The following is a 25311-nucleotide window of genomic DNA, read 5'->3' on the forward strand; positions in this document are numbered from 1 at the left end:
CTTGGCAGGACTGAGGCTTTCGGAATTGCGCTCGCTCCTGCCCGGACGCGAAGACCTGCGCACGCTCAAACGCTCTCCCCGCGGCGATCTCATGGCGGGCCTGACGGTCGCGATCGTCGCGCTCCCGCTGGCGCTCGGTTTCGGCATCTCCTCCGGGCTCGGGGCCGAAGCCGGGCTCGTCACCGCGATCGTCGCCGGTGCGCTGGCCGCGGTCTTCGGTGGTTCCAACCTCCAGGTGTCCGGGCCGACCGGGGCGATGACCGTGGTGCTGGTGCCGATCATGGCCACGCACGGAGCGGGTGGCGTGCTGACGGTGGGCCTGCTCGCCGGGGTCTTACTGCTCCTGCTCGCGGTCGCCCGCGCCGGCCGGTACATGCGCTACGTGCCGACGCCGGTGGTCGAAGGCTTCACGCTGGGCATCGCCGGGGTGATCGCTCTGCAGCAGATCCCGTCCGCGCTCGGTGTCGCCACCCCGGAGGGGGAAAAGGTCGCCGTCGTCGCGGCGAAGGCGGTGGCCGATTTCGCCGGGCATCCGGCCTGGCCGTCGATCGCGATCGCTGCCGGGGTCGCCGCCCTGATGCTGCTCGGCGCGAGATGGCGGCCGTCGATCCCGTTCTCGCTGGTCGCGGTCGCGGTCGCGACCCTCGTGAGCCATTTCGCGCAGCTGCCGGTCGCCCGCATCGGAGCCCTGCCCAACGGCCTTCCCGCGCCCTCGCTGGACTTCCTGGACCTGTCCGCCTTGGGCGCGCTGGTGCCCTCCGCGGTCGCGGTCGCCGCGCTGGCCGCGCTCGAAAGCCTGCTGTCGGCCACGGTCGCGGACGCGATGAGCGTCAACGAGAGGCACGACCCGGACCGGGAGCTCTTCGGACAGGGCCTCGCGAACCTCGTCACCCCGCTGTTCGGCGGGGTACCGGCCACGGCGGCGATCGCGCGCACCGCGGTCAACGTCCGCGCGGGCGCGAAGTCCCGGCTGGCCTCGTTCACCCACGCGATGGTGCTGGCGGTGATCGTCTTCGCGGCCGCACCGCTGGTCGCCACGATCCCGATCGCGGCACTCGCCGGGGTGCTGCTGGCCACGGCCGTCCGCATGGTCGAGGCGGGCTCGGTCCGCGCGCTGCTGCGCTCCACCCGGCGTGACGCGCTGGTGCTCGTGCTCACGGCGGCCGCGACCCTGATCCTGGACCTGGTCACGGCGGTCATCCTCGGCCTCGTCGTGGCGGGCGCCCTCGCGCTGCGGGCGATCGCGAAGGCGGCCCGCGTCGAGGAGGTGCCGCTCGACCACGCCGATCACGCGGCCGAGGAACGGGCGCTGCTGGACGAGCACATCGTCGCGTTCCGGCTCGACGGCCCGCTGGTCTTCGCCGCGGCCCACCAGTTCCTGCTGGAGCTGTCCGAGGTGGCCGATGTGCGGGTGGTCATCCTCCGGATGTCGCGGGTGTCGGCCATCGACGCCACCGGCGCCCTCGTTCTGAGGGACGCCATCGAACGTCTCGAACATCGCGGGATCACGGTCCTGGTGTCGGGGATCAAACCCGGCCACGAAAAGGTGCTGGACGAGCTCGGCGTCGCAGACCGGCTTCGCGCCGAGGGCCGGGTCTTCCCGGATACGCCCCACGCCATCGACTTCGCGCACGCCCTGCTGACGTCACCCTCAAGCGAGGAACGCGCGAAGCAGTGAAGCCGTCCCTTCGACATGCTCCGTCATCGCCCTGCGGGCCGCCTCGGCGTCTCCGGCGAGGATCGCGTCGACGATGGCCTCGTGCTGGGCGTTGGAGTGCTCCAGATTCGGTTCGAGCAGCGGGATCATGTCGAGCAGCTGGTTGACCCGCATCCGCGCGTCGGCCATCGCCGTGGTCAGCGAGCCGGACGCGGTGACCTCGGCGATCGCCAGGTGCAGCCGCGAATCCTTGCGCCGGTAGTCGCCGACGTCGGCCGCGGCGGCCTCGGCGAGCGTGCTGGTCAGGTGCTGCCGGTCGGCCGGGCTGAGCGAACGTGACGCCGCCATCTCGGCGGCGCCGGTCTCCAGGACGTGCCGCAGGCCGAGCGCGTCCTCCAGGGCGGCGTTGTCGACTTTCCGGCCGTCGGCGGCGGGCGGGTCGGGCAGGACGTCGTTGACGAACGTGCCGCCGTACCGCCCGCGCCGCGACTCGACGTAACCCGCGTCGGACAGCGCGCGGATGGCCTCGCGCAGCGTCACCCGGCTGACCCCGAGCCGCTCGGCGAGCTCGCGTTCCGAAGGCAGCCGCTCCCCCGCGCCCACCACGCCCAGCCGGATCGCCTGGAGCAGCCTTTCGACGGTCTCCTCGAAGGCGTTGCCCGCGCGCACCGGGCGGAACAGCGCGTCACCCGCGTTCGCGACCGTGCTCGACTCCACCCTTCGAGTTTAGGCGGCCCGCAATTCGGCTCAGCACTCGATGACGTTCACGGCGAGGCCGCCGCGCGCGGTCTCCTTGTACTTCACGCTCATGTCGGCGCCGGTCTCGCGCATCGTCTTGATCGCCTTGTCCAGCGTCACGACGTGCGAACCGTCGCCGCGCATCGCCATCCGCGCGGCGTGGATCGCCTTCGACGCTCCGACGGCGTTGCGCTCGATGCACGGGATCTGCACCAGCCCGCCGACCGGGTCGCAGGTCAGCCCCAGGTGGTGCTCGACGCCGATCTCGGCGGCGTTCTCCACCTGAGCGGGCGAACCACCGAGGACCTCGGTGAGCCCGGCGGCGGCCATGGCGCTGGCCGAACCGACCTCACCCTGGCAACCGACCTCGGCGCCCGAGATCGAGCCAGTCTGCTTCAGGATCGAGCCGATCGCGCCCGCGGTGAGCATGAACGTCACGATTCCGTCGTCCGACGAGCCCCGGATGAACCGCTGGTAGTAGTGCAGAACGGCCGGGATGATGCCCGCGGCGCCGTTGGTCGGCGCGGTCACGACGCGGCCGCCCGCGGCGTTCTCCTCGTTGACCGCCAGCGCGTACAGGCTCACCCAGTCCATCGCGTACAGCGGGTCGCCGACGCCGTCCTCGGCGAGCAGCTTCTCGTGCAACGCCTTCGCGCGGCGCGGCACCTTCAGCCCGCCGGGCAGGACGCCCTCGTGCTCGCAGCCGTTGCGCACGCACTCCACCATGACCTGCCAGATCTCCAGCAGGCCCTCGCGGACCTCCTCGCGCGTGCGCCACGAAAGTTCGTTGCGCAGCATGACCTCGCTGATCGGCAGCCCGGTGTTCTCGCAGTGGGCCAGCAGATCCGCGCCGGTGCGGAACGGGAATTCCAACCGAGTCGAGTCTTCGACGACGACAGTGTCGGTCTCATAAGACTCGTCGCGCACGAACCCGCCGCCGACCGAGTAATAGGTGCGCTCGCGCAGCGCCTTCCCGTCGGCGCCGAACGCGCGGAAGATCATCCCGTTCGGATGCGCCGGCAGCGACTTCCGCCGGTGCATGGTCAGGTCGGTGTCCTCGGTGAACACGATCTCGTGCTCACCGCGCAGCTTCAGCAGGCAGGATTCGCGGATCTCCGCGATCTTGCCGGGCACCGTGTCGGTGTCGATCTCCTCCGGACGCTCCCCCGACAGCCCGAGCAGCACGGCCTTGTCGCTGCCGTGCCCGAACCCGGTCGCGCCCAGTGAGCCGAAAAGCTCGCTCTGGACGCGCGTCGTGGCGGTCAGGTCGCCGTCGGCGGCCAGACCGTCCACAAAGGTCAGTGCGGCGCGCATCGGGCCCACCGTATGGGAGCTGGAGGGGCCGATGCCGATCGAAAACAGGTCGAAGACGCTGATCGCCATTGATCTGCCCTCCTTCCTATCTGGCCAGCAAGGAGCTGGCTTCTTGGGCCGCGGGCCCTTCGGCGGCGAGATGGGCCAAGTTCTCCGACAATGCTTCGCCGCGGTGGGCCTTCGTCTGCGCGAACAGACGCCCGGCCCGATAAGACGAGCGTACGAGCGGCCCGGCCATCACACCAGCGAAGCCCATCGCTTCGGCTGCCTTCGAATGCTCGACGAACTCCTCCGGCTTGACCCACCGATCCACCGGATGGTGACGAGGCGACGGCCGCAGGTACTGGGTGATCGTCAGGATCTCGCAGCCCGCGTCGACCAGGTCCTTCATCGCGGGCGCGACCTCGTCCGGGGTCTCGCCCATGCCGAGGATCAGGTTCGATTTCGTCACCAGACCGGCCTCACGGGCCTTCGTGATGACCTCCAGCGACCGCGCATACCGGAAACCGGGGCGAATCCGCTTGAAGATCCGCGGCACCGTCTCGACGTTGTGCGCCAGCACCTCAGGGCGGGAGCCGAAGACTTCGGCCAGCTGGTCGGGGTCGGCGTTGAAGTCCGGGATCAGCAGCTCGACACCGGTGCCGGGGTTCAACGCGTGAATCTGCCGCACGGTCTCCGCGTACAACCACGCGCCACCGTCTTCCAGATCGTCACGCGCGACACCGGTCACCGTCGAGTACCGCAAACCCATCGCCTGCACCGACTCCGCCACCTTGCGCGGCTCAGTGCGGTCCAGCTCGGCCGGCTTGCCCGTGTCGATCTGACAGAAGTCACACCGCCGCGTGCACTGATCCCCACCGATCAGGAACGTCGCCTCACGGTCCTCCCAGCATTCGTAAATATTGGGACACCCGGCCTCCTCACACACGGTGTGGAGGCCTTCACGCTTGACCAGCCCCTTGAGCTCGGTGAACTCGGGGCCCATCCGCGCGCGGGTCTTGATCCACGGCGGCTTCTTCTCGATCGGGGTCTGCGCGTTGCGGACCTCGAGCCGGAGAAGTTTGCGCCCCTCGGGGACCGCGCTCATCGGTTGAGGTCCGCGTACAGCGGGTGCTTCTTGGCCAGCAGCTCGACCCGGGCGGACAGCGACTGGCGCAGCGCCTCGTCGAAGTCCGGGCGCAGCGCCTCGGCGATGATGTCGGCCACCTCGGCGAAGTCCTCGGCGCCGAAGCCGCGGGTCGCGAGCGCCGGGGTGCCGATCCGCAGGCCGGAGGTGATCATCGGCGGACGCGGGTCGAACGGGACGGCGTTGCGGTTGACTGTGATACCGACCGAGTGCAGCCGGTCTTCGGCCTGCTGACCGTCCAAAGTGGAGTTGACCAGATCGACGAGCACCAGGTGCACGTCGGTACCGCCGGTCAGCACGCGGACACCGGCTTCGGTGCAGTCAGTGCGCGAAAGGCGGTCGGCCAGGATCTTCGCGCCTTCGAGCACACGCTGCTGACGCTCGCGGAACTCTTCGCTCGCGGCGATCTTGAGCGCGACGGCCTTGGCGGCGATGACGTGCTCCAGCGGACCGCCCTGCTGGCCGGGGAACACCGCCGAGTTGATCTTCTTGGCGAGTTCCTGGCGGCACAGGATGATGCCGCCGCGGGGACCGCCGAGGGTCTTGTGCGTGGTCGTGGTGACAATGTCCGCGTAGGGCACCGGGCTCGGGTGCAGGCCCGCGGCGACGAGACCGGCGAAGTGCGCCATGTCGACCATGACCTTCGCGCCGACCTCGTCGGCGATGCGGCGGAACTCGGCGAAGTCGAGCTGACGCGGGTACGCCGACCAGCCGGCGATGATCAGCTTCGGCTTGTGCTCCTTGGCGAGGCGCTCGATCTCCTCGACGTCGACGATCCCCGTCTCCTTGTCGACGTGGTAGGCGACGACGTTGTAGAGCTTGCCGGAGAAGTTGATCTTCATCCCGTGGGTCAGGTGCCCGCCGTGGGCGAGGTCGAGACCGAGGATGGTGTCGCCGGGGTTGAGCACCGCGACCATGGCGGCGGCGTTGGCCTGCGCGCCCGAATGCGGCTGGACGTTGGCGTGCTCGGCGCCGAACAGGGCCTTCGCGCGGTCGATCGCCAGCTGCTCGATGACGTCGACGTGCTCGCAACCGCCGTAGTAGCGGCGGCCGGGGTAGCCCTCGGCGTACTTGTTGGTCAGCACCGAACCCTGCGCCTCGAGCACGCCCACCGGGGCGAAGTTCTCCGAGGCGATCATCTCCAGGGTCGACTGCTGCCGGTCGAGCTCGGCCGCGACGGCGGTGGCGACCTCGGGGTCCACTTCGGACAGGGCAGCATTGAACATGTCAGTTCTCCTGGGTCAGGACGGCGTACGCCTGGGCGTCGAGCAGGGCCGGCACGTCCCCGGACAGACGCACCTTCAGGAGCCATCCTTCGGCGTACGGGTCCGAGTTGATGAGCTCGGGGGTGTCCGTTGTGGCCTCGTTCACCTCGACGACCTCGCCGTCCACGGGTGCGTACAGCTCGCTGACCGACTTGGTCGACTCGACCTCGCCGAACACCTCGCCCGCGGTGACGGTGTCGCCGACCGAGGGAAGCTGGACGAACACGATGTCACCGAGCGACTCGGCGGCGAAGGCGGTGATGCCCACGGTGGCGACGCCGTCGGCGACGCTCAGCCACTCGTGTTCCTTCGTGTACTTCAGGTCCTGGGGGATGCTCATGGTGATTCGGGGGCCTTTCAGGCGCGGGAGTAGAAGGGCAGGGCGACGACCTCGACGGGCTCGATACGGCCCCGGATGTCGACGGAAAGCTCGGTGCCGGGTTCGGAGTGCTCCCGGTCCACATAGGCCATGGCGATCGGGTAACCCAGGGTCGGCGAGAGGGCACCGCTGGTGACCTCGCCGATCTCGGTCTCGCCCGCCAGGACGGTGTAACCGTGACGCGGGGCGCGGCGGCCGGAGCCCTTGAGCCCGACGCGGACCCGCGGAACGTTCTTCTTGGACAGCTCCTCGAGCGCGGCCTTGCCGACGAAGTCGTTCGGCTTCTCGAACTTGACCACGCGACCGAGGCCGGCTTCGAACGGGCTCAGCTGGAGGCTGAGTTCGTTGCCGTACAACGGCATTCCGGCTTCGAGGCGCAGGGTGTCGCGGCAGGCGAGGCCGGCCGGGAGCAGGCCGTGCGGCTCGCCGGCGTCGGTCAGGATGCGCCAGACGGCGGGAGCCTCACCAGCCGGGACGTACAGCTCGAAGCCGTCCTCGCCGGTGTAGCCGGTGCGAGCGAGCAGAACGTCGTGACCCTTCACGACGGCCGGGACGCTCGCGTAGTACTTGAGGGCGCCCAGGTCGGCGTCGGTGACGGCGCCGAGGATCTCGACGGCCTTCGGGCCCTGGACGGCGATCAGCGCGACGTCCTCGGACTTGTTCTCGACGACCGCGTCGAAACCCGAGACCCGCTCGGCCAGCGCCGCCGCGACCACGTCCGCGTTGCCCGCGTTGGCCACGACCAGGAACTTCTCGTCGGCGAGGCGGTAGACGACCAGGTCGTCCAGCACGCCGCCGTTCTCGTCGCAGATCATCGTGTAGCGCGCCCGGCCCGGCTTCACGCCGGACAGGTTGCCGACCAAGGCGAAGTCGAGGGTCGCGGCCGCCTGCGGGCCGGTCACCTCGATCTCGGCCATGTGGGACAGGTCGAACAGGCCCGCGGCCTCGCGGACCGCCTTGTGCTCCGCCAGTTCGCTGGCATAGCGGATCGGCATCGACCAGCCCGCGAAATCGGTGAACAGCGCACCCAGTCCTTTGTGGACTCCGTGCAGGGACGTCTCTTTCGACATCAAGTGCCTCAGTTCTCGTAGGCGTTGAGCGGCGGGCAGGAGCAGACGAGGTTACGGTCCCCGCGCGCACCGTCGATGCGGCGCACTGGAGGCCAGTACTTGGCCTTGCGATTCACTCCGGCGGGGTACACCGCCAGTTCGCGGTCGTAGGGCAGGTCCCAGTCGCCGACCAGGGTCTCGGCGGTGTGCGGGGCGTTGCGCAGCGGGCTGTTGTCCGCGGCCCACTTGCCCTGTGCGACGGCGTCGATCTCCGCGCGGATGGCGATCATCGCCGCGATGAAGCGGTCGATCTCGCCGAGGTCCTCGGATTCGGTCGGCTCGACCATCAGCGTGCCCGCGACCGGGAACGACATGGTCGGCGCGTGGAAGCCGTAGTCGATCAGGCGCTTCGCGACGTCGTCGACGCTGACGCCGGTCTCCTTGGTGAGCCCGCGCAGGTCGAGGATGCACTCGTGCGCGACCAGGCCGTCCTGGCCGGTGTAGAGCACCGGGTAGTGCTGGTTGAGGCGCTTGGCCACGTAGTTCGCCGCGAGGACCGCGACCTGCGTCGCGGCGGTGAGCCCGCCCGCGCCCATCATGCGGACGTACGCCCACGAGATCGGCAGGATCGACGCCGAGCCGTACGGGGCGGCGCTGATCGGGCCGACGCCGGTTTCGGGGCCGGCCTTCTCCAGCATCGGGTGGTTGGGCAGGTACGGCGCGAGGTGCGCGCGGACCGCGACCGGGCCGACGCCGGGGCCGCCGCCACCGTGCGGGATGCAGAAGGTCTTGTGCAGGTTCAGGTGCGAAACGTCGCCACCGAACTCACCCGGCTTGGCGAGCCCCAGCAGGGCGTTGAGGTTCGCGCCGTCGACGTAGACCTGGCCGCCCGCGTCGTGGACGATCTTGGCCAGCTCGTCGATACCGTGCTCGTACACGCCGTGCGTGGAAGGGTACGTGACCATGATCGCGGACAGCGTGTCGCGGTGGGCCTCGACCTTGGCGCGCAGGTCGTCGAGGTCGACGTTGCCTTCGGCGGTGCACTTCACCACGACGACGCGCATCCCGGCCATGACCGCGGAGGCGGCGTTCGTGCCGTGCGCGGACGACGGGATCAGGCAGACCTCGCGTTCGGCCTGGCCGTTGGCGTGGTGGTACGCGCGGATCGCGAGCAGGCCGGCGAGCTCGCCCTGGCTGCCCGCGTTCGGCTGCAGCGACACCTTGTCGTAGCCGGTGACCTCGGCCAGCCAGCCGGAAAGCTGCTCGACGAGGACGTGGTAACCCTCGGCCTGGTCAGCGGGGGCGAACGGGTGGATGCCCGCGAACTCGCGCCAGCTGATCGGCTCCATCTCGGTGGTGGCGTTGAGCTTCATCGTGCAGGAGCCGAGCGGGATCATGCCGCGGTCGAGCGCGTAATCCAGGTCGGACAGGCTGCGCAGGTAGCGCAGCATCGCGGTCTCGGAACGGTGCGAGTGGAAGACCTCGTGGGTCAGGTAGTCGCTCTCGCGGCCGAGGCCGGCGGGCAGCGCGCTGGTGTCGGCGGCCGGGGCGTCGATACCGAACGCGTTGAGCACCTTGGCGATGATCGCGGGCGTGGTGACCTCGTCGACGGCGATGCGGACGTGGTCGGCGTCGACCGGGCCGAGGTTGATCCCGTTCTCGCGCGCGACCGCGACGACCGCTTCGGCCTGCCCGGGCATGCGGGCGAGGACGGTGTCGAAGAAGCCCTCGTGGACGACCTCCACGCCTGCCGTGCGGAGGGCGTCGGCCAGGCCGGCGGCGAGCCCGTGGACGCGGGTCGCGATGCGCTTGAGTCCGTCCGGGCCGTGGTAGACCGCGTACATCGCGGCGAGCACGGCGGGCAGGACCTGCGCGGTGCAGATGTTGGAGGTCGCCTTCTCGCGGCGGATGTGCTGCTCACGCGTCTGCAGGGCGAGGCGGTACGCGGGGTTGCCGTCGGCGTCGACCGAGACCCCGACCAGGCGGCCCGGCAGCGAGCGCTCGAGCCCGGCGCGGACGGCCATGTACCCGGCGTGCGGGCCGCCGTACCCGAGCGGGACGCCGAAGCGCTGCGTGGAACCGGCGGCGATGTCGGCGCCGAACTCACCCGGCGCGGTGATCAGGGTGAGGGCGAGCAGGTCGGCGGCGACGGTGTACAGCGCGCCGGCGGCCTTCGCGGTCTCGGAAATGGCGGAGTAGAAGCCCGCGCCGCGGAGTACACCGGAAGCGCCCGGGTACTGGACGACGACGCCGAAGAACTCCTCCGGCAGGCCGGTGAGCAGGTCGCGGACCTCGACCTCGACGCCCATGGCTTCACAGCGGGTGCGGACGACGGCGATGGTCTGCGGCAGGCACTCGGCGTCGAGGACGACCTTGTTGGACTTCGCCTTCGACGCGCGGCGCATCAGCATGACGGCTTCGGCGACCGCGGTGGACTCGTCGAGCAGGGAGGCGTTCGCGGTCGCGAGACCGGCCAGCTCGGAGACCATGGTCTGGAAGTTGAGGAGGGCTTCGAGACGGCCCTGCGAGATCTCCGGCTGATACGGCGTGTACGCCGTGTACCAGGCCGGGTTCTCCAGCACGTTGCGGCGGATGACCGCCGGGGTGACCGTGTCGTGGAAGCCGAGACCGATCATCTGCGTCATCGGCTTGTTGAGCGCGGCGAGCGCGCGAAGCTCCGCGATGGCGTCCTCTTCGGACGCGGCGGGGGGAAGTTCGAGGTCGCGGGTGACCCGGATCGCGGACGGCACGGCGGCCTGCACCAGGGCATCGAGACTGCCGTAGCCGACCTCGGCGAGCATCTTGGCCTGCTCGGACTCCGAGGGGCCGATGTGCTTGTCGTCGAAGGACGTACTGGTCAAGGGAGCTCCTTGGGTCAGGCGCCGGATAGACCGGTGCGCTGGGAACTCCCCCTCTGTCATGGCACCTGAGAGTTTCACCACCCGTGAACGGGGTGGCTTTCACCTTGGGTGAGACGCACTTGCGCGCCTGCTTTCCAGAGTGGCCTCGCGTGAAGCGGTAGTGGGTACCTGAGAGATTCCGGGGAGTTTGCTCCTTCGGTGCCCCACCACGTTCATGGGGGCTCTCCCGCTCCAGCTCGACGGCCCTGTCTGAAGTTGTGCGCACACCGTACCTGGCGTGTTCAGCGCGCGTCTACTTCCAGCCGAGCACGTCACTTGCGTGCTCAGAGCCGTGACTCGTGAGTTACGCCTTCAAGCACGCGAGTGACGGCCCCGATCACGCGAGTTACGCGTTCTCCATCATCATCTCGGCGGTGATGGTGCCGCAGAGCTCGGCGCACCGCATCATCATGTCGGCGGCGTCGGCGAGCTCGGCGTCACCGGTCTTGGCGCACTCCTGGGCGCACATGCGCATCATCTGGGAGGCGAGGCCGCACGTCTTCGCGCACATGCGCATCATCTCGAGGTCGGCGACCATGGCGGAGCAGCGCATCATCATGTCGGCGGACATGCGGGACATGTCCGCGCAGGTCACCATCATCATCCCGAGCTTCGCGCCGCCGATCTCCATGCAGCGCGTCATCATCTCCTCGCACCTGACGTGGCACTCGTTGCACAGGTCGATGCAGTCACGCATGGCGGTGCTCATCTGCCGGGTCATTCGTCGGGCCTCCCGCGCTCTCGGATCGCGGAACCGGGCGGTCCCGCTTCTCAGGACTACAGCGCTGGTCAGCGGCCCGCCATCCCAGCCACCGGGACGAGTGACAGGGAGGGCCACGCGAGGCGAAAGGGCCCTTCACCGCACGAGACGCGGGGAAAGCGTCCTTCGGCTCCCGGACCGAGCGCGACGGCCGGCCCGAGTACATGAAGGCCCCCTTCCTGTACCTAGGCGCAAGGAAGGGGGCCATCATGTACTTCAGCGCATTCAGAGGACTAAACGCATGGGGTCAGAGCGGGGTGACGTAGGCGCCCGAGATCCCGCCGTCCACCAGGAACTGCGAAGCCGTGATGAACGAGGCGTCGTCGCTCGCCAGGAACGCGACGGCCGCCGCGATCTCTTCCGGCTCGGCGAACCGCCCGACCGGCACGTGCACCAGCCGCCGCGCGGCCCGTTCGGGATCCTTCGCGAACAGTTCCTTCAGCAGCGGCGTGTTCACCGGACCCGGGCACAGCGCGTTGACCCGGATGTTCTCCCGCGCGAACTGCACGCCCAGTTCCCGGCTCATCGCCAGCACCCCGCCCTTGGACGCGGTGTAGGAGATCTGCGACGTCGCCGCGCCCATCACCGCGACGAACGACGCCGTGTTGACGATCGAACCCTTGCCCTGCCGCTGCATATGCGGCAGCGCCGCCTTGCAGCACAGGTACACCGACGTCAGGTTGACCTTCTGCACCTTCTCCCACGCGTCGATGCCCGTGGTGAGGATCGAGTCGTCCTCGGGCGGGGAGATGCCCGCGTTGTTGAACGCGACGTCGACCGAGCCGAAAGTGTCCACAGTGGTCTGGAACAGGGCCTCGACCTGCTCGGCGTCGGTGACGTCGGCCTGCACGAACAGGCCGCCGACCTCGTCGGCCGCGGCTTTGCCCGCCTCGGCGGAGATGTCACCGATGACGACCTTCGCGCCCTCGCTCGCCAGCCGCCGCGCGCTGGCGAGGCCGATGCCGCTGCTGCCGCCGGTGATGACCGCGACGCGGCCCTCGAAACGCTGAACCATTCCTATTCCTCCGTGCTGATAAAGACGTTCTTGGTCTCGGTGAAGGCGTCGACGGCGTCCGGACCGAGTTCCCGACCCAGCCCGGACTGCTTGAACCCGCCGAACGGCGTCCAGTACCGGACGGACGAATGCGAGTTGACCGACAGGTTCCCGGCTTCGACGCCGCGCGCGACGCGGAAGGCGCGGCCGACGTCGCGGGTCCAGATCGAGCCGGACAGGCCGTACTCGGTGTGGTTGGCCATGGTCACCGCGTCCGCCTCGTCGGCGAACGGGACCACGGCGACGACCGGGCCGAAGATCTCGTCCGACGCCAGCGGATGCCGCAGGTCCGGCGGGGTGACGACGGTCGGCGCGAACCAGTATCCGGGGCCGACGGGCGCGTTGCCCCGGAAGGCGACCGGCGCCGCATCATCCACATAGGACGACACCTTCGCGTGGTGCCCCGCCGAGATCAGCGGGCCCATCTCGGTCACTTCCAGCCGCGGATCCCCCACGACGACGCCGTTCACCGCGGGTTCCAGCAGTTCCATGAACTTCTCGTACACGCTCGACTGCACCAGGATCAGCGACCGCGCGCAGCAGTCCTGCCCGGCGTTGTCGAAGACGCCGTACGGCGCGGTCGCCGCGGCCTTGTCCAGGTCGGCGTCGGCGAAGACGATGTTCGCGTTCTTGCCGCCGAGTTCCAGCGTCACCCGCTTCACCTGCGCGGCGCAGCCGGCCATGATCTGCTTGCCGACCTCGGTGGAGCCGGTGAACACCACCTTCCGCACCGCCGGGTGGTCCACGAAGCGCTGCCCCACCACGGATCCCTTGCCGGGAAGCACCTGGAAGACGTCTTCGGGGATCCCCGCCTCACGGGCGAGTTCGCCGAGGCGGATGGCGGTCAGCGGGGTGAGCTCGGCGGGTTTGAGCACGACGGTGTTCCCGGCGGCGAGCGCGGGCGCGAACCCCCAGCCCGCGATGGGCATCGGGAAGTTCCACGGCACGATCACCCCGACCACGCCGAGCGGCTCGTGGAACGTCATGTTCACGCCGCCGGGCACCGGGATCTGCTTACCGCTCAACCGTTCGGGGGACGCCGAGTAGTACGTCAGCACGTCACGGACGTTGCCCGCTTCCCAGCGCGCGTTGCCGATCGTGTGGCCCGCGTTGGCGACCTCCAGCTGGGCGAGGTTCTCGATGTCGGCGTCGACGGCGTCGGCGAACCGGCGCAGCAGCCGCGCCCGGTCGCCAGGAGCCACCGCGCGCCACGCGGGGAACGCCGCGTGCGCGCGGGCGATCGCCGCGTCGGTCTCCTCGGCCGAGGTCGGCTCGACCGACCTCACCACCTCTTCGGTGGCGGGGTTGATCACCTCGAACGTCATGCGCGCTCCTTAGCTGCTTCTACGAGGGCCTCGAAAAGCCTGCTGTCGTCGGGATTCTGTTCGGGATGCCATTGGACGCCGAGGACGAACCCGTCGCCGGGCAGTTCGGCCGCCTCGATGGTCCCGTCGGCGGCCCAGCCGACCGGGACCAGCCCGTCGCCGAGCCTGTCGATCGCCTGATGGTGGTAACACGGCACCTTGGTCTCGGCGCCGAGGATCGACGCGACGCGGCTGCCCTCGGCGAGCCTCACCGTAGTGGTGCCGAAGATCCCCGGCGCGGGCTGGTGATCCCCACTGTCCAAAGTGTCCGGCAGATGCTGCGCGAGCGTGCCGCCGAGCGCGACGCTGAGCACCTGCAGCCCGCGACACACGCCCAGCACCGGTTTGCCACTGTCCAAAGCGGACCGCAACAGGCCGAACTCGAAGGCGTCGCGGTTCGGCCTCGTGTACGTCGTCGCATGCGGCTCCTGGCCGTAGCGCGCCGGGTCGACGTCGGCGCCGCCGACCAGCACGAGCCCGTCCACGGCGGACATCAGCCGATCGTGCGCCCCGCTCACCGGCGGCAGCAGGACCGGGACGCCGCCCGCCGCGACGATCCCGTCGACGTAGACCCGGTGCAGCAGCGCGGCTTCGGTCTCCCAGACGAGGAACTTCGCCGGTTCCAGATAGGAGGTGAGCCCGATCAGGGGCTCAGAGCCGTTCGAAGCCACGAATCCTCTCCCAGTCGGTGACGGCGGCGTCGTACGCGGTCAGCTCGACCTTCGCCGCGTTCAGGTAGTGGTCGACGACCTCGTCCCCGAAGGCGGACCTGGCGAGCTCGCTCCCGTCCAGCAGCGCCGCGGCCTCCCGCAGGGTCGTCGGCACGGTCGGCTTGCCGGAACCGTAGGCGTTGCCCTGGAACTCCGGCTCCAGCTCCAGTTCGTTCTCGATGCCGTGCAACCCGGCCGCGATCAGCGCGGCCACCGCGAGGTACGGGTTCACGTCGCCGCCGGGGACGCGGTTCTCGGTGCGCAGCGAGTCCCCGTGCCCGACGACGCGGAGCGCGCACGTGCGGTTGTCGGTGCCCCACGCGACGGCCGTCGGCGCGAAGCTCCCGGGGACGAAACGCTTGTAGGAGTTGATGTTCGGCGCGAAGAAGTAGGTCAGCTCACGCAGCCCGGCGAGCTGGCCGGCGAGGAAGTGCTCCATCAGCGGCGAGAACCCGCCGGGGCCTTCACCCGCCAGGACGGGCGCGCCCTCGGCGGAGCGCAGGCTGATGTGGATGTGGCACGAGTTGCCCTCGCGTTCGTTGTACTTCGCCATGAACGTGAGGCTCTTGCCCTCCTGCGCGGCGATCTCCTTGGACCCGGTCTTGTAGACGCTGTGGTTGTCGCAGGTGGTCAGCGCGTCGGCGTAGCGGAACGCGATCTCGTGCTGGCCGGGGTTGCACTCGCCCTTGGCGGACTCGACGTACAGACCCGCTCCGCCCATGTCGTTGCGGATACGGCGCAGCAGCGGCTCGATCCGCGCGGTGCCGAGCATCGAGTAGTCGACGTTGTACTGATTGGCCGGGCGCAGGTCCTGGTACCGCTTGTCCCAGGCCGACTCGAAGGTGTCGTCGAAGACGATGAACTCCAGTTCGGTCCCGACGTACGCGGTGAGACCGCGTGCGGCGAGCCGGTCGAGCTGACCGCGCAGGATCTGGCGCGGCGACGGGGCCACGGCGCCGCCTTCCACCCGTTCGAGATCGGCGAGGACGAGCGCGGTGCCCTCCTGCCACGGGAGCAGGCGCAGCGTGCCGAAGTCCGGGCGCATGACGAAGTCGCCGTAGCCGGTCTCCCAGGACGACATCGCGTAGCCGTCGACGGTGTTCATGTCCACGTCGACCGCGAGCAGGTAGTTGCACGCTTCGGTGGCGTGCTCGACGACCTCGTTGAGGAAGTACTCGGCGGCGCAGCGTTTGCCCTGCAGCCTGCCCTGCATGTCGGTGATCGCCACCAGCACCGTGTCGACGGTGCCGTCCTCGACCAGTTCCCGGAGCCGATCCAGCGTGAGCATGCCGCGCCTGTTCGCCATCAGCCTCACCTAAAGGTTCGATGCGGTACCTTTGCGGCTTCTTCCTACCGGGTCGACCCGACGCGGTCAACTCGGCCAAAGGTCTAGTTCGTTACCCATTGCGCACCGTAGTTGATCCCTGGGCGGATTGTCTGCGATGCCCGGCTGAGAAGATGCTGTGAATCCCGCCGCACCGGGAGGAGATCCGCACACCCGGAACGTTGTACGGATCAAGAGAGGTGAGAAGGAATGACACAGGCATTCACGCAGCAGACCACGTTCACCGAGCCCCAGGGGCGGGCTCAGCTCCCGACGATGCCCAGTGGGTGGCCGATCGGCTCGTACGAGTCGTACTCCGAAGCGCAGCGTGCCGTCGACCACCTCGCGGGAACGGACTTCCCGATCACGGACGTCACCATCGTCGGGGTCGAGCCGGTCCTGGTCGAGCGGATCGCCGGACGGATGGGCTGGAGCAAGGTGCTGACCAGCTCGGCGCTGTCGGGCGCGATGTTCGGTATGTTCCTCGGCCTCGTGCTGAGCCTGCTGAACCCGGGCGCCGGACTGGTGCCGATCCTCGTCGGCCTCGTCGGCGGTATCGGGTTCAACCTGCTGTTCGGCGCGCTGGGGTACGCGGCATCGAAGAACAAGCGCGGGTTCATCTCGCAGAGCCAGCTGGTCGCCCGGCGTTACGACGTCCTGGCCCAGCCGCGCAACGCCGAGAAGGGCCGCGCCCTGCTGGCCGACCTGGCCGCCAGGAGCGCGTTCACCCACTGAGCCTCATCCCACGCGAGCCGGCACCTCACCACGAGGTGCCGGCTCGCGGCTTTTACGGGGTCAGGCGGTGCAGGTCGCGCGGGAAGAGCGTCGCCTGACGGACGTTGGGCAGCCCCAGCAACCGAGCGGTCCAGCGTTCGAGACCGAGCGCGAACCCGCCGTGCGGCGGCATCCCGTGCGCGAAGACGGACAAGTAGTCCCGGTAGGGCTCGGTGGGCTCACCGCGCGCCGCCAGCGCGGCGACATAGTCCGCGTGCCGGTGCAGCCGCTGCCCGCCGGTCACCAGTTCCAGCCCGCGGAAGAGCAGGTCGAAACTGCGGGAGTAGGCGGGCCGCTCCGGGTCCGGATGCGTGTAGAACGGCCGCTTCGCCATCGGATAGCCGGTGACGAACAGGAATTCCGATCCGTGTTCGCGCAGCGCCCAGTCCGAAAGCAGCCGTTCGTGCGCGGGCGCGAGGTCGAGCTCACCACGTGGGTCCTCTTCCGACAGCCGTGCGATCAGCTCCTGGCCTTCCGCGAAGTGGATCTCCGGAATCTCCTCGGGCACCACGACTTCCGCCTGCGGAACCGCGGCGGCCATCCCGGCGATGGCCTCCCGCAGCACCGCCATGACGTCGTGGTGGCCGTCGATGAAACCGAGTTCGGCGTCGAGGCTGGTGTACTGCGCCAGATGCCGCGCGGTGTCGTGCGGTTCGGCGCGGAAGACCGGGCCGACCTCGTAGACCCGCTCGAAGACCCCGACCAGGGCCTGCTTGTAGAACTGGGGCGACTGCGCCAGAAAGGCCCGCTTGCCGAAGTAGTCGATGCCGAAGACGTTCGCACCGGATTCCGTGGCCGACGAAACGATCTTGGGCGTATGGGTTTCGGTGAACCCGAGTCCGTCCAATGCCGACCGGAACCCGGCGACGCTCGCCGCCGCGACCGTGAAAGCCTCCTTCAGCCGCGGATGCCGCAGCGCGACGGCGGCGTTGTCCAGCACCGTGGGCAACGCCGCCGGAACCGACGGCCGGTAGAGGTCGAACGGCGGTGGTTCGGCGGGCTCGGAAAGCAGCCTGACGGACGGCTCGGTGAGTTCGAGGCCGCCCGGCGCCCGCGGATTCGCGGTGACGAGCCCCTCGACCTCGACGACTGTTTCCTCAGGCGGGCCACCGGATTCGGCGAGGACGACCTGGGCGAGTCCGGAACGGTCCCGAAGCACCAGGAAGGTGACGGTTTTCAGGCGGCGCCGGCGGTGCACCCAGCCGGCCATGCGGACACGGCCGCCGACGTGCCGGGGCAGGTCGGCGGCGAGGACACGTGAGATCATCACAACTCCTGTACGGATGTGCGCGACCCCTTGGGAGTGCGGGCGAGAAGGGAACTCGCGGTACCACCGCACTTTCGCCGCCGCCAGGGAACGGCGGCCTCGAAGGCCCGTGACGAGGGCCGGACGGCGGGGCATGGGGCGCGGACGCCGTTCCTCCCCGCACTCGGGAGGGTCTTCACCGAAGGGCGCGAGGCCGCCTTCCCAGCCGCCGGCGGCTCTCTGGTCTCGCGTGGTCCTTCGGCTACTCGTCTCCGTCAACGCGTTGCCCCGGAGGTTATGTCCCCCTCGGTGCGTCTCGCATCCGCATTTCGTCCTCTGAATGCGGTGGTTGGTAACGCGAACTACCGCATCCAGAGGACGAAACGCCAACGAAGGCCGGGCCTAGCGCGTCGGCTGGGGCGAGTTCGACGGCGGCGCCACCGAGGTGGACGACGGCGGGGCGGCCTGCGAAGTCGGCGGCACCGGAGCACCCTTCGGGATCGCCGCACTGAAGGGCACGTCCGTCCTTTCCAGACAGTAGCCGTGCGAACCGTTGTAGCCGTCGAGGTTTCCTTCGCTGTCCCGGACTCCTCGCTCGACCCGCGGGCGTGGGTAGCGGTTGTCGTCGCCGGCCTTCCGCTTCTCGCCCGTACTGCGCTCACAGGCGTACCTGGTCGTGCTGAGCGGACGGCCGTCCTCGTCGTAGAGGTAGATCTCGGTCAACGGCTTGCCCTCGGCGTCGAACGCGTAGATGTTCTCCACTTCCTGGCTGCCGTACATCAGCTGCGGGTTGCCGTAGTTGTCGTTGTAGTTCGGCGTGTAGCCGCTGTTGTAGGAACCGTTGCTGTATGACCGCTTCGCGATCAGGTCGACCGCCGCGCCCGCACCGCCCAGCATGCTGCCGACGACGAACGCCGAGACCGGCACGGCCAGCCACAGCAGCCGCCGGTCGGCCTTCAGCTTCGGGCCCGCCCAGACGACCGCCACGGCCGCCAGCAGCATCAGCGGCAGGAGCAGCACGGCTTCGGTGTCGCGGAGCACGAGCAGCAGGCCGAAGATCACCAGCACCGCCGCGCACAGCACCCACCAGGCCGGCTTGAGCGTGCGGAAGTAGTTCAGCCCCTTGCTGTTCCGGTCCTTCTGGAACGAGGTCGCGATGTCGCGGAGCTTGACGACCTCGGGCAGTTCCGCGATCGGGGCGACACCTTTCCGGACCACGTAGGCGACGCTGATCGCGAGCACGGGTGCGACGAAAAGCAGGCCCAGCAACGGTTCCACCCGGACCCACACCGCGGCGGCGAAGCCGAACAGCGCGAAGCCCCCGACCGAGAACACCAGGCCCCAGAACGCGAACCGCGCTCCGCCGATCCCGGTCTTCACCTTCAGCACGGTGGTCTTGTCGCCCGCCTCGGCCGGACGCGGCGGGTAGCCGCCGGACGCCCGCAGTTCGGCGGCGTAGCTTTCGGGGCTGCCCAGCCGCTCGATCAGGGCGTCGACCTTGGGGTTGTCCCCCAGTTCCGCCTCCATCTCGGCCAGATGAGGCCGGACGTCTTCGAGGATTTCCTCGACTTCGCTCTCGGGCAGGTCGGCGAGCGCGCTCCTGACCCTCGCCAGATACACCCGCACGGCGGTCGGATTCTGCGTGCTCATGCTGCCTCTCCCAACAGGCTGTTCATCGTCGTGGCGAAAGTCCGCCAGGTCTGCCCCGACTCTTCGAGCCGCTGGCGACCCGGCTCGTTGAGGCTGTAGTACTTGCGGTGCGGGCCTTCCTCGCTCGGCACCACATAGGACGTCAGCAGGCCCGCCTTGTACAGGCGCCGAAGCGTCCCGTACACCGAAGCGTCGCCCACCTCCTGCAACCCCGCGATACGAAGTCTTCGGAGCACGTCGTAGCCGTAGCCGTCCTCCCCGCGAAGCACCGCGAGAACGGCGAGGTCCAGCACGCCTTTGAGTAGCTGACTGATCTCCACAGTCGGGTCCCTCCCAGTCTTACGCAACAGAAGGTACCACGCATTGCACAGTAGTGCGCACGGCGGAGACGACTTGCGTCCATCGGGTGGTTCATGGGTTACTTAGTCCAGTAATGAACCACCGCACCCGGCACGGGTGCACGAAGACTGGGAACGGAGGTGTCGTGCTCGACGAAGGAACACCCCTGTTCGTGCAGATCGCCGAACAGATCGCCGACGACATCGCCGAGGGAAGCCTGGCCGAGGGGGAACGCGTGCCGTCAACCAACGAACTCGCCGCCTTCTACCGGATCAATCCGGCGACGGCGGCCAAGGGGATCAACGTGCTCGCCGATGACGGGCTGCTCGAAAAGCGGCGCGGGATCGGCATGTTCGTCGCCGGCGGCGCGCGGCAGAAGCTGCTCACCGACCGGCGGCAACGGTTCGCCGAGCAGTACCTCGACCCGATGCTCAGCGAAGCGCGACGCCTCGGCATCGACGACGAAACCCTGATCTCGCTCATCCGCGGGAACGGACACCGGAACGGAGGACCCGCCGCATGACGCCGACCATTTCGACCACCGGCCTGACCCGGCGCTACGGCGACCATCTCGCGCTCGGCGATGTCTCGGTCGACATCGAAGAAGGCAAGATCACCGGCCTGCTCGGCCGCAACGGCGCGGGCAAGAGCACCTTCCTGCGCATCGTCACCGCGCAGGAATTCGCCAGCGCGGGTTCGGTCCGCGTGTTCGGCGAGAGCCCGGTCGAGAACGAGCGCGTGCTCCAGCGCCTCGTACTCGTCCGCGAAGACCAGCAGTTCCCGGATTTCAAGGTGCGGCACGCCCTTTCGGCCGCGTCGTGGTTCTATCCGAACTGGGACGCGGAACTCGCCGACACGCTGCTCCGTGATTTCGACCTGCCGACGAAGCGCCCGATCAAGAAGCTGTCGCGAGGGATGCGCTCGGCGCTGTCCATCACGATCGGGCTCGCGGCGCGGGCGGAACTCACCCTGCTCGACGAGCCGTACGCGGGCCTCGACGCCGTCGCGCGCCAGCTGTTCTACGACCGGCTGCTCGACGACTACTCGGCCCATCCGCGCACGATCCTGCTCTCAACGCACCTGATCGACGAAGTGGCCGATCTGCTGGAGCACGTGGTGATGATCGACAAGGGCCGCGTCGTCCTCGACGCGGCGGCCGACGAACTGCGCGGCTCGGCCGTCACGGTCTCGGGTCCCGCCCTCGCGGTGGACGACTTCGTCGCCGGCCGCCGGGTGCTGCATCGCCGCAAGATCGGTTCGCGGGCTTCGGTCACCGTCGCCGACGCGCTCGACGCCGCTTCGAAGGCGAAGGCGAAGGCCCTGCACCTGAAACTCGAGCCGCTTTCCTTGCAGCAACTGATGGTGCACACCTCCAACGGACAGACCGCAGAGGAGGCGTCCGCATGAACACCCTGGTCAACGTCGCGCGCTACCACCTGGTGGACCGGCTCCAGTACGTCATCCTCCCGATCGGCGTCACGCTCTTCGCGTTCCTGGTGAATCTGACCATCTTCGCGGTGATCCCCGAGACGCCCGAGGAGAACTACTCGGGCGGCCTGTTCACGCTGTACGTGTTCATGTTCGTCTGCGGTGCCTTGAGCATGACGAAGTCGCTGCCGTTCGGGCTGGCGCTGGGCGTGTCGCGGCGGTCGTACTACCTGGGCACGATCCTGCTGGTCGCCGGGCTGTCGGCGCTGTACGCGGTGGGGATCGTCGTGCTCCAAGCGATCGAGGACGCCACCGGCGGCTGGGGGATCGGTCTCAACTACTTCCGGGTGCCCTGGTTGCTCGACGGTCCCTGGTACCTGACGCTGCTCACGTCCTTCGTGTTGCTGACGCTGATGTTCGTCTACGGCATGTGGTACGGCCTGATCTACCGGCGCGCCGCGGTGCTGGGCGTGACCCTGTTCACCGCCGTGCAGGTTTTGCTACTGGTGGGCGGGGTGCTGCTGCTCAGCTGGACCGATTCCTGGCCGAAACTCGGCACGTTCTTCAGCACGCTGACCGTCGGCGGAGTGACCGGGGTGATCGCCCTGCTGGTCTGCGTCGCGGGGGCGGGCGGATTCGCCACGATGCGCCGCGTCACGGTCTGAAACCCTTCCACACCAAGGAGTTCCGCTATGGCTGTGACTCATGTGGTGCTGTCGGTGCTGCTGGCCGCGATCTTCACCGTGCTGGGGGTGGCGAAGATCCTGCGTCAGCCGGCGTTGGTCTCCCGGACCGAGAGGCTCGGCTTCTCGGTCCGGGGGATCCAGGGGATCGGCGCGCTCGAACTCGCGGGGGCGGCGGGCCTGGTGGCCGGGTTCTTCTGGCGACCGCTCGGGGTCGCGGCGGCGATCGGCCTGGTGGCGTTGCTGATCGGGGCGGCGATCTCCCACGCGCGGGCGGGCGACGGGATCAAGGACGTCGTCCCGCCGGTCTGGCTCGCGCTGGTCTCGGCGGCGGCCGCCGTCACCGCGATCGTCGCCTAGGCCGCGAGCGTTTCCCGCGCCCGCTCGCGAACGCGTCCGACCACAGTGGACCGTCGCCACGCTCGCGTGACCTCTGCCAGCCACGCCGCTTCGGTGGCGATGTCCGGCTCGTCGAGGTAGGTCGCCGGAACGTCGTCGGGGGCGTACCGGCGGCCCGCCTCGGAGGCGACGAGCGCGGCGGCCAAGGCCGCGGCCTCGATCGTCGCGGCGATCCGTGCTTCGGGGATCTTCGCCTTGCGTGCTTCGGCTTCCGCGACCTGCGGGACGTCCGGATCGAAGTAGGGCCGCAGCGCGAGATGGCCGTCCCGGATCTCGATGACCCTGCGGTACAAGGCGAATTCGACGCCGCCCGGCATACCTGGGCCCGGGTCCAGCGCGATTCCCGGGACGGCTTCGCGTAGCGCGGTCCACAGCGGTTCGATCCGGCGGTACGTCCGGTACGCGCCGATCAACCGGAAGGGAGTGGCCAGCGCTGGGCCCCACACGCTGAGCGTCGCGCCCGCCCCGGCGAGGCCGACGCTCAGCGCCGCCAGGATCGCCGAAAAGGTTTCCTCACCGGCGTCGACCGCACCGGTCGTGGCGAGGATGTAGATGTCGTCGACGTCCCAGAAAGTCCAGCCCAGCGCGGAAACCCCGCCACCGACGAGCAGCCACAACCCGACGCGAAGCGGACCGGGATCGGCATGACGCGCGAAGCGGGCGAAAACGATCGAGAAGGTCAGCAGGCTGATCAGACCGTAGACGAGGAAAAGAACGTTGTACGCGACGAACCAGCCGAGCCCGCCCGGCCCGGCGGCCGTGTGCTCGCCGACGCGGTGACTGCCGGAGAGGACGAAGAGCACGATCTCGGCGGCCACGACGGCCCACGACAGCCGCGCGTGCCACCCGATCCGCTTGCCCTCCCCCAGTTTCAGCGAACGCGCGAACGCGACCGCGAAGGCCATCGCGCCGATCTTGAGCAGGTCGGCCGCCAGGTTCAGGAGGCTGCCGACGGGTTCTTCGACGCCGACGGCGTTCTCCATGGCCGGGGTGAGCAGCATGATGCCGCCCGCGATGCACATCCCGAAGCCGCTGAGGAACCACATCCGCCGCGACGGCTGGGTGTGGCGGGCTTGGATCAGCTTGTAGCCGAAGCCCGCGAAAGCCACCACGCAGCAGAAATACGCGATGGTCTCGGTCACGGCAGGCGCCGTTTCCGGCTGCCGAAGAGGTCGTCGACCCTGGCCATCCCTCCGGCGAGATCGCTCCCGTTCTCGTCGGGACGCGCGGCGCCGCGCACCGTCGTCCGCGCGACACGTTGCGCGAGGAGACTGGCGAGCAGTTCGGCCTCCTGCTCCTCGACGGCGCTGTAACCCGTGCGGCCGAGGACACGGCGGACGAGTTCGGGCGACAGGTTCGGCATGAGGGTCTTGCCGGCGGCGGCGTCGAGCACGATCCCGTCGGCCCCCGCGTCCGAACCGACGTGGCCGCACAACAGGTGGCCGACCTCGTGCAGCAGGATATGCCGCCGGTGCAGGGCCGTGGTGTTGGTCGGGTAGAGGATGTAGTCCGCGCGCTCGGTGCTCATCAGCAGCCCGCACGGGCCGCTGGACGGGACGCTGACCTGCATCAATTCGATGGGACGGCCGCGTTCGGCCGCCAGTTCCGCGACGAAGGACCCGGCGTCGAAGGGTTCGGGAAGGGTGACGCCGTCGGCGAGACTCCGGCAGCGGCGCCACAACTCCTTACGACGACGGTCCACTCACGACTCCTTCTTCGGGCCGCCCCGTCCGGATTCCCTGCGGGCGATCGCGTCGATCATGTCGCTGATGGTGTCGAGTCCGTCGGGGGAAAGCGTTACGGCCCGCAGCGCGACATCGCGGACACCCGCGTCGCGAAGGGCGCCGAGGAGCGCTAGTTCCTCGGCGATCTTGGCGCTCTGCTCGTCGTCGAAGAAGTACGCGGGCGAGACGCCGAAGAACTGCGCGAGCGCCTCGAGGTGGCGTTTCGTCGGATTGTCCCGGCGCCCCGTGCGCAACTGCCACAGGTACGTCGTCGAGAAGCTTTCGCCGGTCGCCTCGCGGCAGGCCTTGGCGACCTCCTCGTGGCTGTACGGCTCGCGATCGGGTCTCAGCACGATCTGGAACAGCTTGTCGATCTTCTCGGCGAGCGTCGTCTTACCGGGCTCGGTCGCGGCCACCATCCCACTCCCTACATGTCGTGCGCGTTCATGCTAGTTGACGCGGCGCCCACGGCGTACACGACAGTTTTCACCTCGCGCGCGGCTTCGGCTGGCACCGAGGGCAGGAGAACGACGAACGGTTCATGAAGGGGTCGCGCCGGATGGCCGTCCCGCACCGGCCGCAGGGCAGTCCTTCCTGGCCGTAGGCGTCGAGCGACCGGTCGAAGTAGCCGGACTCGCCGTTGATGTTGACGTAAAGCGCGTCGAACGACGTCCCGCCGGCGACCAGTGCCTCGGCCATCACGTCACTGGCGGCGGTGAGCACGGTGCGGCCGTGGGCCGTGGTGAGCCGGTCGGTCGGGCGGGCCCAGTGGAGCTTGGAGCGCCAGAGCGCTTCGTCGGCGTAGATGTTGCCGATCCCGGAGACGAGGGTCTGGTCGAGCAGGGCGCGTTTGAGCTCCGTCCGCCTCGACCGCAGCGCGCGGACGGCCTGGTCGAGGTCGAACCGCGGATCCATCGGGTCGCGGGCGATATGCGCGATCGTGCCCGGCAACGCCGTCCCGTCGACCTCCGTGAGTTCCGCGAGCGCCAGCCCTCCGAAGGTCCGCTGGTCGACGAAGCGCAACTCCGGCCCGTTGTCGGCGAAGCGGAACCGCACGCGAAGGTGCTTCTCGTCGGGCGCGTCGTCGGGCTGGACGAGCATCTGGCCGCTCATACCGAGATGCGCGAGCATGGCCTGGCCGTCGGAGAGCTCCAGCCACAGATACTTTCCGCGTCGGCGGGCGGCGGCGATCTTCACACCGGAAAGCCGTCCGCTGAAGTCCTCGGCGCCGAGTTCGTGACGGCGGATCGCGCGGGCGTGGAGAACTTCGACCTCGGCGATCGTCCGGCCCGAGACATGCGCCTCGAGCCCGGCACGGACCACCTCGACCTCGGGGAGTTCGGGCATACCGTCGATTCTCCCACCGGCCCTCGTGAGTGCTGAGGACGGTTCTGCCGTGGTGGCTGAAGGGGACTTTCCCCGCATGCC

The 25311-nt window shown here is 69.1% G+C and carries 25 protein-coding genes and 1 riboswitch; of the genes, 6 read left to right on the forward strand and 19 right to left on the reverse strand.

Going from position 1 to position 25311, the window contains the following annotated elements; genetic code table 11:
- Nucleotide 1 precedes the first annotated feature (1 nt).
- A complete protein-coding gene (locus tag DMH01_RS01405; RefSeq protein ID WP_125673309.1) occupies nucleotides 2-1678 on the forward strand; it encodes a SulP family inorganic anion transporter in 1677 nt (558 codons plus the stop codon).
- Here DMH01_RS01405 and DMH01_RS01410 read toward each other — a convergent pair.
- The 12 genes from DMH01_RS01410 to DMH01_RS01465 form a co-directional block, all read right to left on the reverse strand.
- Entirely contained in the window at nucleotides 1652-2374 is a 723-nt protein-coding gene (locus DMH01_RS01410) for a FadR/GntR family transcriptional regulator (RefSeq protein ID WP_125673310.1), read from the reverse strand. The genes DMH01_RS01405 and DMH01_RS01410 overlap by 27 nt on opposite strands.
- Nucleotides 2375-2404: 30 nt before the next feature.
- Nucleotides 2405-3778 (reverse strand): L-serine ammonia-lyase, encoded by a 1374-nt coding sequence (locus DMH01_RS01415; RefSeq protein WP_125673311.1) that lies wholly within the window; start codon nucleotides 3776-3778, stop codon nucleotides 2405-2407.
- Between the two features lie 16 nt (nucleotides 3779-3794).
- Nucleotides 3795-4796: a lipoyl synthase gene (gene lipA / locus DMH01_RS01420; protein WP_125673312.1), complete on the reverse strand. Its 1002-nt coding sequence runs from the start codon at nucleotides 4794-4796 to the stop codon at nucleotides 3795-3797.
- Nucleotides 4793-6061: a serine hydroxymethyltransferase gene (gene glyA / locus DMH01_RS01425; RefSeq protein WP_125673313.1), complete on the reverse strand. Its 1269-nt coding sequence runs from the start codon at nucleotides 6059-6061 to the stop codon at nucleotides 4793-4795. The genes lipA and glyA overlap by 4 nt, the downstream gene beginning before the upstream one ends.
- Nucleotide 6062: 1 nt before the next feature.
- Nucleotides 6063-6440 carry a glycine cleavage system protein GcvH gene (gene gcvH, locus DMH01_RS01430; RefSeq protein ID WP_125673314.1) on the reverse strand — a complete coding sequence of 126 codons (378 nt, stop codon included), beginning with the start codon at nucleotides 6438-6440 and terminating at the stop codon, nucleotides 6063-6065.
- A 17-nt stretch (nucleotides 6441-6457) separates the two neighbouring features.
- Entirely contained in the window at nucleotides 6458-7549 is a 1092-nt protein-coding gene (gene gcvT / locus DMH01_RS01435; protein WP_125673315.1) for a glycine cleavage system aminomethyltransferase GcvT, read from the reverse strand.
- 8 nt (nucleotides 7550-7557) lie between these two features.
- The gene (gene gcvP / locus DMH01_RS01440) at nucleotides 7558-10389 is read right to left on the reverse strand and encodes an aminomethyl-transferring glycine dehydrogenase (protein ID WP_125673316.1); all 2832 of its coding nucleotides are present in this window, start codon (nucleotides 10387-10389) and stop codon (nucleotides 7558-7560) included.
- Nucleotides 10390-10534: 145 nt separating this feature from the next.
- A riboswitch (glycine riboswitch) is annotated at nucleotides 10535-10628 on the reverse strand.
- A 146-nt stretch (nucleotides 10629-10774) separates the two neighbouring features.
- Nucleotides 10775-11149 (reverse strand): hypothetical protein, encoded by a 375-nt coding sequence (locus DMH01_RS01445; protein ID WP_125673317.1) that lies wholly within the window; start codon nucleotides 11147-11149, stop codon nucleotides 10775-10777.
- 286 nt (nucleotides 11150-11435) lie between these two features.
- The gene (locus DMH01_RS01450) at nucleotides 11436-12203 is read right to left on the reverse strand and encodes a 3-oxoacyl-ACP reductase (protein WP_125673318.1); all 768 of its coding nucleotides are present in this window, start codon (nucleotides 12201-12203) and stop codon (nucleotides 11436-11438) included.
- Nucleotides 12204-12205: 2 nt separating this feature from the next.
- Entirely contained in the window at nucleotides 12206-13567 is a 1362-nt protein-coding gene (locus DMH01_RS01455) for an aldehyde dehydrogenase (protein WP_125673319.1), read from the reverse strand.
- Entirely contained in the window at nucleotides 13564-14277 is a 714-nt protein-coding gene (locus DMH01_RS01460; RefSeq protein ID WP_125673320.1) for a gamma-glutamyl-gamma-aminobutyrate hydrolase family protein, read from the reverse strand. Before DMH01_RS01460 ends, DMH01_RS01455 begins: the two co-directional genes overlap by 4 nt.
- Nucleotides 14258-15622, reverse strand: coding sequence for a glutamine synthetase family protein (locus DMH01_RS01465; protein ID WP_199745327.1), 1365 nt, complete (start codon nucleotides 15620-15622; stop codon nucleotides 14258-14260). The genes DMH01_RS01460 and DMH01_RS01465 overlap by 20 nt, the downstream gene beginning before the upstream one ends.
- 228 nt (nucleotides 15623-15850) lie before the next feature.
- On the opposite strand from DMH01_RS01465, the gene DMH01_RS01470 reads away from it, so the two are divergent.
- Nucleotides 15851-16375, forward strand: coding sequence for a general stress protein (locus tag DMH01_RS01470; RefSeq protein WP_125673321.1), 525 nt, complete (start codon nucleotides 15851-15853; stop codon nucleotides 16373-16375).
- Between the two features lie 52 nt (nucleotides 16376-16427).
- Here the strand turns inward: DMH01_RS01470 and aspS are convergent, their stop codons facing one another.
- From aspS to DMH01_RS01485, 3 genes are all read right to left on the reverse strand, one after another.
- Nucleotides 16428-17681 carry an aspartate--tRNA(Asn) ligase gene (gene aspS, locus DMH01_RS01475; protein ID WP_199745328.1) on the reverse strand — a complete coding sequence of 418 codons (1254 nt, stop codon included), beginning with the start codon at nucleotides 17679-17681 and terminating at the stop codon, nucleotides 16428-16430.
- Nucleotides 17682-18062: 381 nt separating this feature from the next.
- A complete protein-coding gene (locus DMH01_RS01480; protein ID WP_125673323.1) occupies nucleotides 18063-19310 on the reverse strand; it encodes a DUF1700 domain-containing protein in 1248 nt (415 codons plus the stop codon).
- Entirely contained in the window at nucleotides 19307-19630 is a 324-nt protein-coding gene (locus DMH01_RS01485) for a PadR family transcriptional regulator (protein WP_034323457.1), read from the reverse strand. The genes DMH01_RS01480 and DMH01_RS01485 overlap by 4 nt, the downstream gene beginning before the upstream one ends.
- A gap of 164 nt (nucleotides 19631-19794) precedes the next feature.
- On the opposite strand from DMH01_RS01485, the gene DMH01_RS01490 reads away from it, so the two are divergent.
- From DMH01_RS01490 to DMH01_RS01505, 4 genes are read left to right on the forward strand one after another with little or no spacing between them, the layout of a single operon-like run.
- Nucleotides 19795-20172 (forward strand): GntR family transcriptional regulator, encoded by a 378-nt coding sequence (locus DMH01_RS01490; protein ID WP_125673324.1) that lies wholly within the window; start codon nucleotides 19795-19797, stop codon nucleotides 20170-20172.
- Nucleotides 20169-21056 (forward strand): ABC transporter ATP-binding protein, encoded by an 888-nt coding sequence (locus DMH01_RS01495; protein ID WP_125673325.1) that lies wholly within the window; start codon nucleotides 20169-20171, stop codon nucleotides 21054-21056. The genes DMH01_RS01490 and DMH01_RS01495 overlap by 4 nt, the downstream gene beginning before the upstream one ends.
- Nucleotides 21053-21742: an ABC transporter permease gene (locus tag DMH01_RS01500; RefSeq protein ID WP_125673326.1), complete on the forward strand. Its 690-nt coding sequence runs from the start codon at nucleotides 21053-21055 to the stop codon at nucleotides 21740-21742. Before DMH01_RS01495 ends, DMH01_RS01500 begins: the two co-directional genes overlap by 4 nt.
- Before the next feature lie 27 nt (nucleotides 21743-21769).
- The gene (locus DMH01_RS01505) at nucleotides 21770-22120 is read left to right on the forward strand and encodes a DoxX family protein (RefSeq protein ID WP_125673327.1); all 351 of its coding nucleotides are present in this window, start codon (nucleotides 21770-21772) and stop codon (nucleotides 22118-22120) included.
- On the opposite strand, the gene DMH01_RS01510 is transcribed toward DMH01_RS01505, so the two are convergent.
- The 4 genes from DMH01_RS01510 to mutM all read right to left on the reverse strand — a co-directional run bounded on the left by DMH01_RS01510 (nucleotide 22117) and on the right by mutM (nucleotide 25230).
- Nucleotides 22117-23301 (reverse strand): MAB_1171c family putative transporter, encoded by a 1185-nt coding sequence (locus DMH01_RS01510; RefSeq protein WP_125673328.1) that lies wholly within the window; start codon nucleotides 23299-23301, stop codon nucleotides 22117-22119. The genes DMH01_RS01505 and DMH01_RS01510 overlap by 4 nt on opposite strands.
- On the reverse strand, nucleotides 23298-23861 hold the full coding sequence (locus DMH01_RS01515; protein ID WP_125673329.1) for a hypothetical protein: 564 nt from the start codon (nucleotides 23859-23861) through the stop codon (nucleotides 23298-23300). Before DMH01_RS01515 ends, DMH01_RS01510 begins: the two co-directional genes overlap by 4 nt.
- Nucleotides 23862-24302: a helix-turn-helix domain-containing protein gene (locus DMH01_RS01520; RefSeq protein ID WP_034323476.1), complete on the reverse strand. Its 441-nt coding sequence runs from the start codon at nucleotides 24300-24302 to the stop codon at nucleotides 23862-23864.
- Nucleotides 24303-24369: 67 nt separating this feature from the next.
- Nucleotides 24370-25230, reverse strand: a complete 861-nt coding sequence (gene mutM, locus DMH01_RS01525) for a bifunctional DNA-formamidopyrimidine glycosylase/DNA-(apurinic or apyrimidinic site) lyase (RefSeq protein WP_125673330.1) — start codon at nucleotides 25228-25230, stop codon at nucleotides 24370-24372.
- Nucleotides 25231-25311: the final 81 nt, after the last annotated feature.

It is taken from the genome of Amycolatopsis sp. WAC 04182, from assembly GCF_003947465.1.
In the GTDB taxonomy this organism is placed as follows: domain Bacteria; phylum Actinomycetota; class Actinomycetes; order Mycobacteriales; family Pseudonocardiaceae; genus Amycolatopsis.

Bases quoted from the DNA above. Each gene is read 5' to 3' on its own strand.
- DMH01_RS01445 (WP_125673317.1), bottom strand. From the start codon at position 11,149: ATGACCCGGCAGATGAGCACCGCCATGCGTGACTGCATCGACCTGTGC.
- gcvH (WP_125673314.1), bottom strand. From the start codon at position 6,440: ATGAGCATCCCCCAGGACCTGAAGTACACGAAGGAACACGAGTGGCTG.
- mutM (WP_125673330.1), bottom strand. From the start codon at position 25,230: ATGCCCGAACTCCCCGAGGTCGAGGTGGTCCGTGCCGGGCTCGAGGCG.
- DMH01_RS01500 (WP_125673326.1), top strand. From the start codon at position 21,053: ATGAACACCCTGGTCAACGTCGCGCGCTACCACCTGGTGGACCGGCTC.
- gcvT (WP_125673315.1), bottom strand. From the start codon at position 7,549: ATGTCGAAAGAGACGTCCCTGCACGGAGTCCACAAAGGACTGGGTGCG.
- glyA (WP_125673313.1), bottom strand. From the start codon at position 6,061: ATGTTCAATGCTGCCCTGTCCGAAGTGGACCCCGAGGTCGCCACCGCC.
- DMH01_RS01470 (WP_125673321.1), top strand. From the start codon at position 15,851: ATGACACAGGCATTCACGCAGCAGACCACGTTCACCGAGCCCCAGGGG.
- DMH01_RS01505 (WP_125673327.1), top strand. From the start codon at position 21,770: ATGGCTGTGACTCATGTGGTGCTGTCGGTGCTGCTGGCCGCGATCTTC.
- DMH01_RS01450 (WP_125673318.1), bottom strand. From the start codon at position 12,203: ATGGTTCAGCGTTTCGAGGGCCGCGTCGCGGTCATCACCGGCGGCAGC.
- DMH01_RS01455 (WP_125673319.1), bottom strand. From the start codon at position 13,567: ATGACGTTCGAGGTGATCAACCCCGCCACCGAAGAGGTGGTGAGGTCG.
- DMH01_RS01480 (WP_125673323.1), bottom strand. From the start codon at position 19,310: ATGAGCACGCAGAATCCGACCGCCGTGCGGGTGTATCTGGCGAGGGTC.
- DMH01_RS01465 (WP_199745327.1), bottom strand. From the start codon at position 15,622: ATGGCGAACAGGCGCGGCATGCTCACGCTGGATCGGCTCCGGGAACTG.
- DMH01_RS01495 (WP_125673325.1), top strand. From the start codon at position 20,169: ATGACGCCGACCATTTCGACCACCGGCCTGACCCGGCGCTACGGCGAC.
- DMH01_RS01520 (WP_034323476.1), bottom strand. From the start codon at position 24,302: ATGGTGGCCGCGACCGAGCCCGGTAAGACGACGCTCGCCGAGAAGATC.
- lipA (WP_125673312.1), bottom strand. From the start codon at position 4,796: ATGAGCGCGGTCCCCGAGGGGCGCAAACTTCTCCGGCTCGAGGTCCGC.
- aspS (WP_199745328.1), bottom strand. From the start codon at position 17,681: ATGATCTCACGTGTCCTCGCCGCCGACCTGCCCCGGCACGTCGGCGGC.
- DMH01_RS01415 (WP_125673311.1), bottom strand. From the start codon at position 3,778: ATGGCGATCAGCGTCTTCGACCTGTTTTCGATCGGCATCGGCCCCTCC.